We start from the raw sequence: 10632 nt of genomic DNA, 5'->3' as shown, positions 1-10632 counted from the left end.
TGATTTTTATATATTCTACTTGAAAAGCATTTCCTTTTAATATAAGTGAGTCATTTATTATTGATTCTCTAAATATTTTATAGTAGTAATTTATAGTTTGTCTACTTAAATTAAGTATTTTTGATGTTTCACTTGCTGTGAAATCTTTACTAAAGTAAATACATATTTTTTTTAATTTTAATTCCATATTGATTCTCATTTTGTTTTTTAATAAAATTAAGTAAATTCTGAAAATATTTTAATATAAAAAAATGTCCAAAAAGTGGCTTCTTGAAAAAATATTACTTGTCATGATAGAGTTTTTATGCAGAAAAACTTAAGCAATAATAGGAAATAATTCCAAAATGATTGAGACTAGTTATTATAATCATAATATTTGAAAAGGAAAAACATGAAAATAAAAAGAAAAATTATACCAATGTCATTTTGTGTATCTATGGCTTTGACAACTCAACTTTTTGGAGCACAAAACATTGAAAAAACAACAGTACTTGAAGAAATAAAAGTTTCAGAAGAAAATGTATCTTTGAGTAATATAACAGAAGAAACAGGTTCATATACAACAGGAAGTATGAGTACAGCTACAAAACTTGATTTATCTTTAAGAGAAACACCACAATCAGTTTTAGTTTTTACTAGACAAAAGCTAGATGATCAAAATATCACTTCATTTCAGGATTTATTGGTAAAAACTCCAGGTGTTAGTGTGAATAAATGGGATGAGAGAGTTATGCCTACAGCTAGAGGATTTAGTGTAGATTATTACTTATTTGATGGAATGCCAACTTATCAGCAAAATGCAAATGATATAGATTTAATAGTTTTTGATAGAGTAGAAGTTGTAAAAGGTGCAAATGGGCTTACAACAGGAGCAGGAAATCCAGCTATGGGAATGAACTTTATAAGAAAACATGCAAATAGTAAAGAATTTACGGGAAATATAGATTTGAGTGCAGGTTCATGGGATAACTACACATCTTCAGCAGACGTTCAAACTCCACTAAATAGTGATGGAAGTATAAGAGCAAGGTTTGTCGCAAAACATCAAGATAAAAAATCATATATGGATAATTATGAAAAACAAACAGATGTTTTTTATGGTGTAGTTGATATGGATTTAACAGATACTACATTTGCTTCTTTTGGAGCAAGTTATGAAGACTTACAAAGAGATGGAGTAAGATGGGGAGGATTACCTGCATTTTACACTGATGGCTCAAGAACTAATTTTAGTCGTTCAAAGACAGTTTCAGGTGATTGGACATATTGGGATGTAAAAACTAAAACATATTTTGCAGATTTAAAACAGTATGTTTATGATGATATATCTTTAAATTTATCTTTATCTCAAAGAAATTTTGATACAGATACAAAACTTGCATATTTTTCAGGGAAAATTGATAAAAATACTGGACTTGGTACAGGTTCTCCATCAAGGTATACTAGTGAAAAATCAGAAAAAGAGAATAATGTAGATTTATATGCTTCTATACCTTTTGAAATAGCTAATTTAGAGCAAGAAATAGTTGTTGGAACAATGTATAATAAACATAAAGTAACAACAGATAATTGGAAAAATGCAAATCTTACAAATGTTACAATAGATGTTTTTAATATTCAAAATCCATATTCTAATTGGACATCTTCAGGTAAAAATACACTTAATTCAACTACACAAAAAGCAGTTTATTTAGCTGGAAAATTTTCTTTAATGCAAGATTTAAAACTTATTTCTGGAGTTAGAGTTTCATCTTGGGAATATAATGCTGCAAATGGGGTAGGAAATAGAGAATTTGATGATGAAGTAACTCCTTATGTAGGTTTGATTTATGACTTAGATGATAATCATTCAATTTATACAAGTTATACAAGTATATTTAAACCTCAAAATTTTAAAGATACTAGTGGAAACTATTTAGATCCTATTGAAGGTAAAAGTTATGAAGCTGGAATCAAAGGTGAATATTTTGATGGACGTTTAAATACAGCTATATCTATATTTAGAATAGAACAAGATGGTGTTGGTGAAAAAATTGATGGAGTATTTGTAGCAAATACTACAGAACAAGCATATAAAGTTGCTAAAGGGGTTGTTAGTAAAGGTGTCGAATTTAATATATCAGGTGAAATTACTGATGATTTTAACTTAGATTTTGGTTTAGCAAACTTTGAAGCAGAACAAGAAAATGGGACTAAATTTAATACAGATTCTTCAAGAACAACAGCAAATTTATTTGCAAAATATACTATTGACGATTATAGATTTGGTGCAGGATTAAACTATAAAAGTAAATTTTATACAGGAAGCAATGCAACTAAAATTACACAAGATGCCTTTATCACTACAGATTTAATGGCTGGATATAAAGTAAATAAAAATTTAGATTTTCAGCTAAATATAAATAATGTATTTGATGAAAAATATTATGATAGAATTGGTAACAATAGCATGGTTTATGGTGACCCTAGAAACTTTACTCTTGGTATGAAATATACTTTCTAAAATAAAGATAAAAGAGATTAAAAACTCTTTTATCTTCAAATAAAATATAAACTAAAATTAATTCTTTTTAATATATGATTATATGTTCATATGTTTATATAAAAAGGAATAATATGATTGTAAATTGCTGCGAACACTCAAAAGAAGTAGAAAATGTAAGAAAAGCTTTAGCTACTGATGAAACTTTATATGACGTAGCAGAACTTTTTAAAGCTTTTGCTGATACTACTAGAATAAAAATAATTGCTATTTTAAAAGAAGAAACTTTATGTGTTGGAGCAATAAGTGAAATTCTAAATATCAGTCAATCTGCGATTTCTCACCAACTAAAAGCACTAAAAAATGCAAAAATTGTAAAATCAAAAAGAGAAGGTAAATGGATATATTATTCACTTGATGATGAACATATAAAAAGGATTTTTGATATGGGATTTGAGCATATAACAAAAGGATAATTTTATGAAAAAGGTCAAATTACAAAATTTAGATTGTGCATCTTGTGCTTTAAAGATTGAAAAATCTTTGGTTAATATGGAAGAGTTATCAAATGTAAAATTGAATTTTTCCACTTCAACTCTCACTTTTGAACAAAATACAAAAAAAGATATTTTAGACAAAATAGAAAAAGAGATTCAAAAGATAGAAAAAGATGTAATTATTTTAAAAGATGAGATAAAAACTCAAAAAACATTTTGGCAAAATTTAGATAAAAAACTTTTAATTATTACTTTGATTTCTTTTTTTCTAACTTATATCTCTTACAACTACGTAGAAAACAATTATTTAAAATTTACAGTTTATTTAGTAGCATATTTATTAGTTGGTTTTGATGTTTTATCTAAAGCTTTTAAAAATTTAACAAATGCTAGATTTTTTGATGAAAATTTTTTAATGTCAATTGCTACTATTGGAGCTTTTGTTTTAGGAGATTTTGTTGAAGGTATTGCTGTTATGGTATTTTATCAAATTGGTGAAATGTTCCAAAAAGTTGCAGTTAATAATTCAAAAGATAGTATAAACTCACTTTTAGATATAAAACCAGAATATGCAAATGTAAAAGAGGGTGATAATGTTGTACAAAAAGCTCCTGAAGATGTAAAAATAGGGGATATTATTTTAGTAAAAGCTGGTGAAAAAGTTCCTGTTGATGGAATTTTGCAAAGTAATGATTGTTCTTTTGATACTAGTGCAATTACAGGTGAATTTAAACCAAAAACGATAAAAGAGAATGAAGAAGTTTTAAGTGGATTTATAAATATTTCAACTGCATCTTATGTAAAAGTAACTTCTTTATATAAAGATTCAACTATTGCAAAAATTATAGAACTTATTGAAAATGCAAGTTCAAAAAAAGCAAATGCAGAAAAATTTATAACAAAATTTGCATCAGTTTATACTCCAATTGTTATAGCTTTAGCTTTAATTTTAGCATTTATTCCTCCCTTATTTATCGAAGGTGCAATTTATTCTGATTGGATTGAAAGAGCATTAGTATTTTTGGTTATTTCTTGCCCTTGTGCTTTAGTTGTTTCTATTCCTTTATCATTTTTTAGTGCAATTGGTGCTGTTTCAAAAAAAGGTGTATTAGTAAAAGGTGCAAACTATATAGAAAAATTAACAGAGATTCAAGAAATTATTTTTGATAAAACTGGAACTTTAACAAAAGGAGTTTTTCAAGTTACAAGAGTAGAGAGTTTTAATTTAGATAAAAATGAACTTTTAGAATATGCTGCTTTAGTAGAAAGTTTTTCAACACATCCAATAGCAAAGGCAATAGTAAACGCTTATGACAAAGAGTTAAATTTAAAAGAAATAAGTTCTTGTGAAGAGTTAAGTGGATTGGGAATAAAAGCAAAGATAAAAAATAAAGATATTTTAGTTGGAAATGAAAGATTACTTAAACAGTTTGGCATAGAAGTAAAAAAAGAGATAAAAGAAGAATTAAATATCGTTTATATTGCTATTGATTCTAAATTTGAAGGATTTATTGTTGTAAGTGATATTATAAAAAATGAAGCAAAAGATTTTATAAATGAACTTAAAAAATTAAATATTTTTAAAACTTATATGCTAACAGGTGATAAAAAAGAAGTTGCTTTAAAAGTGGCAAATGATTTACAAATTGATGAGGTAAAATATGAACTTTTACCTCAAGACAAACTAAAAAGTTATGAAGAGATAAAAAATAAAACAGCAAAAATTACAGCTTTTGTAGGTGATGGAATAAATGATGCTCCAACTTTGGCAAATTCTGATGTAGGTTTTGCTATGGGAAAAGTTGGTAGTGATTTAGCTATAAAATCAGCTGATATTGTAGTTTTAAATGATAATTTAAATTCTATAAGTGATGCTATAAAAATTGCTAAAAAAACAAAAACTATTGTATATCAAAACATCATTTTTATTATGTTTATAAAAGTTATATTTTTAGTTTTAGGTGCAGATGCTATTATAGGTATGAAAGAAGCAATTTTTGCTGATATGGGAGTTGCTTTGATGGCTATATTTAACTCGATGAGAATTTTAAAAACAATAAATAAAAAAAGCTAAAAACTAGCTTTTTTTATTTTCTACTTGTCATGATTGACTTTTTACGCAGAATTATTTAAGCAAAATATCGAAATAATTACGATTTTATGAAATTAATTATCATAATATCTTTTTGTATAAGGAAAAGAATGAAAGAATTAATAAAATCTTTAAGTATTCCAGAAACAAGTGGAAAAAAGATTGGACTATTTAGGGCACTCTGTGCTATTTTTGGTGGTTTGATAGTTGCATATTTAGGTATGACTTTACTTATTTATATAATTCCTGGAAAACCTGGAGAATCTATCGTTGTACCATTGCTTCTTAATACTATGGTATGGGCAATATCTGCTTTATGGATTAGTTTAGCATATAGTAAGTTGAGTGCAATATTAAGAGTGATTGTACCTACTTTGATATTTTCAATTTTAATTGCTATTTTATATAATATTTAGGGTAAGAGATGAATCAAGAAATAACACAACAGGAAAAAAAGAAATTATTTAATCAAAGACTTCAAAGAGTTCATGTTACAACAGGAATAAGTTTTTCACTTCTTATGTATGTAGCAGTATTTTTTGGAATTTTTGCAATTTTACTTCCATATATTCAAGTATGGGAAAAACCATCACGACACTTTAAGGTAGCTGAACCTACAACTATAAATTATAGTGCAATGATAGATCCTGTTTTAGCAGATCCAGAATATCCAAAAATAAATCCAATTTCTATTACTTTTCCAGGATATATGGAAGATCCAGCTCTTAGAATATCAACAGAATTTGTAGAAACAAAGGTATTTAATCCAAACACAAATTTAGAAGTTAAAAATGAAGGTGATTTATCAGAATTAGCAAGATTTTTAAATCATATGCATTATGGAAGACCATTTAAAGATTTTGGATATTTTTTATTTGGTTTTATGGCAGTTGGAGTTATGTTTTTGGTTATAGGTGGAGTTATCTTAATAATTAAAATAAAATATAAAAATAGTACAACCACAAAAACAGGAGTATTTTCAAAATGGCATAGGAAAATATTTACTTGGGTATTCCCTCCTTTTATTATTATTACTTTAACAGGTGCATATATGAATATAGGATATAGTAGTTCTGCTCCTATGGCATATCTTGCTTCTAAAGGGGAAACTTATGAAATGTGGAAATTAACAGGACCAGTTTTATATCCAGAACAACCACGAATACAAAAGAAAAATGATATTGTAGCTATGCTTCCAATGAATGAATTGTTAAAAAAAGCAAAAGAAATTGCTCCTGAAATTGATTTCCAAAGAGTAAAAATTATAAATTGGAATGATAGTAGTGCAATAGCAAAATTTGAAGGGTATAATCCATATATGCCATTTTTAAATGGTATTTCAAATAAGCCTAGTGTAACTTTAAGTGGTTTAGATGGAACACTTATAAATCAACAAAAAGTTATGGATAAGCATTGGAGTGGACTATTTTATGATAGTGTTTTCTTTTTGCATTTTTTATTTGGAGTTGATACTTTTACAAGATTATTTATAGCTACGTTAATGACAGTTTCTACTTTTGCAATAGGATTTGGAGTATTACTTTGGCTTGAAAAAAGATCAAGAAAATTTCCTTTAGATATTCCAGTTTATCAAGGATTTGGAAAACTTTCTTTGGCAGTTATGATTGGTGTTATTCCTGCAACTGGATTATTGTTTTTTTTACAATGGTTACTTCCTTTTGATATGGAAAATAGAGTTTTAATTCAAAAAGGTTTATTTGCTGTTCTTTGGGTAGGAACTTTAACTTGGGCATTTTATAGATTGAATTCATATAAAACAGCAAAAGAGTTTTTATATCTTGGTGGAATATTGTTTGTTGTTAGTCCAATAGTTCATTTTATAAATAGTGGTTTTAGTCCTATTCGACTATTTGAAGAAAAAATGTATTCAATTTTAAGTGTTGATATTGGTTTATTTATTTTTGGAGTTATTTTACTTTTTGTAGCAAAAAGACTTCCAACACAAAGAGAAAAAATCCAAGCTTTTTGGACTAAAGAAAGAAATTAATAAAAGGAGAAGAAGATGAAAAAAATATTTGTTTTTATGTTTTTAAGTGTTAGTTTATTTGCACATAATTTGATTTTGAATGTAATGGATAATAAAGATAATACAATAACAGTTGTAGGTGAGTTTAGTACTGGGGAAGATGCAGCAGGGGCATTGGTAAGGGTTGAATCTTTAATAAGTGGAGATATATTATATAAAGAAAGATTACCAGAAGCAAGTGAACTTACTATTGTTATACCAAAAGAGCCATATCAAGTAGTTCTTGATGGAGGACCAGGTCATACAATAGTAAAAGAAGGAATAGCACCACTAGAAGGGTTTAATGAAGAATTAAAAAGTAAGATTGATTCAACAAAAAAATTATCTGTAGCACAAAATACAAATAATGAATGGGATTTTGTAACAATAGTATTTTTTGTATTGTGTTTAATTTTATTTGGAATGGCTATTTATTTTAGTAATAAAAATACAAATAAAATATTAGAAAAATTAAAAGAGAGTTAATTTCTCTTTTAATTCTATTATTGAGTTATATCTTTGCTTTTGATATAAACTTCATGTCCTTCTCCAGCATCTAAAATAGCTCTAAAATCACCATTTGGCTTTTTGAAAGTCACTTCACTATTTTCATTCATTTTTGTTTCAAAAATCTCTTTACCATTTTGTTCAATTATAAAATAAACACCACTAGCACTACTTCCATCACTAAATCCACCTTCACAAGTGATAGTTCCATCTCCATTATCAAAACAATTCATAATTGCTGAATGTGCAAAAGCTGAACTTGCTAATACAGCAAGAGAAAATACCATTTTTTTTATCATTTTATATCCTTTTTATTAAAATTAAATTTTTAGTTTCTAATCATTTTCAAGAGTTTTTTAATCCTCCTTTCCAATTGATAGATTTATTTGGATAAAGTCCAAGAATTAGTGTAATTAGTAATATTACAATGTAATAATAAGTCATTGCTTCAAATCCACTCCAAGAGTTTAGAGTTCCTAATGTAAATATTATTGCTGATGAAATTATTCCAAGACCAATAGGGAAGAATATTGCAAATAACATCCATTTAAAGCTATTTGTTTGCATTTTAACAACTATCATTGTAGCAATACAAGGAGGAGTAAGAAGCATAAAAATAATAATTGCAGTTGCATGAAGTGGAGTATAACCACTATTTTGTGCCATTGCTTCTTCAGCTCTTTGATTATCTGCTTTGTTATTTTCATATAAACTTCCCAATGTTGCAACAGCACTCTCTCGTGCAGCAAATGAACTTAAAAATGCTACATTTATTTTCCAATCAAATCCTGCGTATTTGGTTATTGGTTCTATTGATTTTCCTGCCATTCCAAGAAGTGAATTTTCAACTTTTTCACTCTTTATCTCTCTTAAAATGTTTTTTCTATCATTGGATAATTTCTTCAAAGCGTTATTTACTTTTTTTGCTTCATTATCTTTAAGTGGTCTTATGAATTTATAAAATAGTTCATTTTGTTTGATAAAACTTTCATCAACACTATTTGATGAATTTACCATTTTTTTAGTTCGATAATTATCATAGTAGTTCAAAAGTTCTGAAACTTTTTCTTTTGAGTTTATATATTCATAATAACTTGAATCTTTTATTTGTAAATCAAATTCACTTAAAGCATTATTTGACATATTTTCAAATTTAACTTTTGATTCATCACTAAGACCTGGAAATTGAAGTAGGGCAAAAAGTACGATTGCAACTGCAAGTACGATAGTTACAACTTTTTTAATATATAACCAAACTCTTTGAGATGAACGAATAATAACACCTTTTAAAGTAGGTAAGTGATAAGGTGGCAATTCCATAACAAAAGGTGCAGTTTCTCTATTTTTTAAAACAGTTGTTGTAAGAATTTTTGCAACTATTAAAGCACTAAAAACTGTAATTGTAGAAATATAAAACATCATAATTGCCATATCAGGTTTGAAAAATGCTGCAAGAAGCAGTGTATAAAATGGAACTTTTGCTAAACAGTTCATATAAGGAACTGTTAAAATTGTAGCCATTCTAGCTCTTTCATCAGCAATTCCTTTTGTAGACATAACTCCTGGAACAGCACAGCCTCCAACCATTGCACCACCTAAAACTAATGGAAGTGTTGATTGTCCGTGAAGACCAAATTTTTTAAATACTCTATCAAGAATAAATGCCATTCTTGGCATATATCCAACATCTTCCATAATTGCAATCAAAGCAAATAATATAAAAAATATAGGAATATAATTTAGTAAGGCATTTGCACTATTTACCATCCAAATAGCAAAATCAGTAAGCATAGGAACATCTGTAAAATTTGCTTGTGGCATAATATCAATTACAAAGTTTTTAAAATAAGCTAGAATTGGCCAAGTATAATCTGTTAGTTTGTAACCCATAACAATAGATATTTCATAAACTAAAAACATCAATGCAAATAAAATTGGAAGTGCTAAAAATCTATTTAAGATGATTTTATCAGCTTTATCTGTAATAGTTTCTTTGTTTGGATTTTCATTTGTAACAGTTTTTTGATATATTATTTCTGCACTGTCATATCTAAAAGTGGCTAGAAATGTAACGATATTTTTATCATATCTTGTTTCAAATAAAGAATTTTGTTTAATTAAATTTTCTTTAATATTTGGGAATTCATGATTTAGATGTTCAATAATAGTTTCATCACCTTCTAAAGCTTTTATAGCTAACCATCTTTTTGATAAATTTGAAGTTGAATCTTTGATTTGTTCTTCTATTTCTAAAATAAAACTTTCTAACTCTTCATAATTTATTTTAAACTCTTCGAAATTAGTTTTATTTTCATATAAAGATACAACTGATTTCATAATTTCATCACCACCAATACCTTTTGCTCCACTTGCTTCTACAACTGGACAACCAAGCATTGATGAAATTTTTTTACTATCTATTTTTATTCCTCTTCTAGAAGCTACATCCATCATATTTAAAACGACAACAACAGGAATCCCCATTTCTAAAAGTTGGAAAGTTAAATATAGATTTCTTTTAAGATTTGAAGCATCTACAACATTTACTATAATATCTGGATTTTCATTTATAATATACTCTTTTGCAACTCTTTCTTCTAGTGAGTAAGAGCTAAAAGAATAAGTTCCTGGTAAATCTACCATTTCTATTTTATAATTTTCGTATTTGAAAAAACCTGTTTTTTTATCTACAGTTACTCCAGGATAATTTGCAATATGTTGTTCTATTCCACTAACAAGATTAAAGATTGTAGATTTTCCACAATTTGGTTGTCCTGCTAATACTGTTTTTAATTTTTTCATATTTTATTCACTTCTATTAATTTTGCTTCACTTTTTCTCAAAGTTAAATTGTAATTATGTATTTTTAATTCCATAGGATCATATAAAGGTGCTTCTCTTATAACTTCTACAAGAGCACCATTTACAAACCCCATATCAAGTAATTTATACAATAAAGCTCCTTTTGCATTTAATTTTGAAATTTTTACAACAGAGCCTTTTTTTATTTCATCTAATCCCATAATCA

The 10632-nt window shown here is 27.0% G+C and carries 9 protein-coding genes and 1 pseudogene; 6 read left to right on the top strand and 4 right to left on the bottom strand.

Translation table 11 applies throughout. The features are described from left to right. Positions 1–187, bottom strand: a pseudogene (locus tag B0175_RS07495) (hypothetical protein); the annotation flags it as partial. Positions 188–391: 204 nt separating this feature from the next. Between B0175_RS07495 and B0175_RS07490 the strand changes: the two are divergent. From B0175_RS07490 to B0175_RS07465, 6 genes are all read left to right on the top strand, one after another. Next, a complete protein-coding gene (locus B0175_RS07490; protein ID WP_108528002.1) occupies positions 392–2503 on the top strand; it encodes a TonB-dependent siderophore receptor in 2112 nt (703 codons plus the stop codon). Positions 2504–2616: 113 nt separating this feature from the next. Then, the gene (locus B0175_RS07485) at positions 2617–2958 is read left to right on the top strand and encodes an ArsR/SmtB family transcription factor (protein ID WP_004511237.1); all 342 of its coding nucleotides are present in this window, start codon (positions 2617–2619) and stop codon (positions 2956–2958) included. A 4-nt stretch (positions 2959–2962) separates the two neighbouring features. Then, positions 2963–5053: a heavy metal translocating P-type ATPase gene (locus B0175_RS07480; RefSeq protein WP_108528001.1), complete on the top strand. Its 2091-nt coding sequence runs from the start codon at positions 2963–2965 to the stop codon at positions 5051–5053. A 128-nt stretch (positions 5054–5181) separates the two neighbouring features. After that, complete coding sequence (locus B0175_RS07475; RefSeq protein WP_108528000.1) at positions 5182–5487, top strand: hypothetical protein; 306 nt, start codon at positions 5182–5184, stop codon at positions 5485–5487. An 8-nt stretch (positions 5488–5495) separates the two neighbouring features. Then, the gene (locus B0175_RS07470; RefSeq protein ID WP_108527999.1) at positions 5496–7079 is read left to right on the top strand and encodes a PepSY-associated TM helix domain-containing protein; all 1584 of its coding nucleotides are present in this window, start codon (positions 5496–5498) and stop codon (positions 7077–7079) included. A gap of 15 nt (positions 7080–7094) precedes the next feature. Then, entirely contained in the window at positions 7095–7583 is a 489-nt protein-coding gene (locus tag B0175_RS07465) for a hypothetical protein (protein WP_108527998.1), read from the top strand. 17 nt (positions 7584–7600) lie between these two features. Here B0175_RS07465 and B0175_RS07460 read toward each other — a convergent pair whose 3' ends face one another. The 3 genes from B0175_RS07460 to B0175_RS07450 are packed head-to-tail and all read right to left on the bottom strand — an operon-like array spanning position 7601 to position 10627. Next, entirely contained in the window at positions 7601–7903 is a 303-nt protein-coding gene (locus B0175_RS07460; RefSeq protein ID WP_108527997.1) for a hypothetical protein, read from the bottom strand. 46 nt (positions 7904–7949) lie between these two features. Further along, positions 7950–10406 carry a ferrous iron transport protein B gene (gene feoB / locus B0175_RS07455; protein WP_108527996.1) on the bottom strand — a complete coding sequence of 819 codons (2457 nt, stop codon included), beginning with the start codon at positions 10404–10406 and terminating at the stop codon, positions 7950–7952. Continuing rightward, a complete protein-coding gene (locus B0175_RS07450; RefSeq protein ID WP_108527995.1) occupies positions 10403–10627 on the bottom strand; it encodes a FeoA family protein in 225 nt (74 codons plus the stop codon). The genes feoB and B0175_RS07450 overlap by 4 nt, the downstream gene beginning before the upstream one ends. Positions 10628–10632 lie beyond the last annotated feature (5 nt).

It is taken from the genome of Arcobacter lacus (assembly GCF_003063295.1).
GTDB lineage: Bacteria > Campylobacterota > Campylobacteria > Campylobacterales > Arcobacteraceae > Aliarcobacter > Aliarcobacter lacus.
Note: the sequence above shows the minus strand (reverse complement) of the source record. Positions and strands in the feature narration are given on the sequence as shown.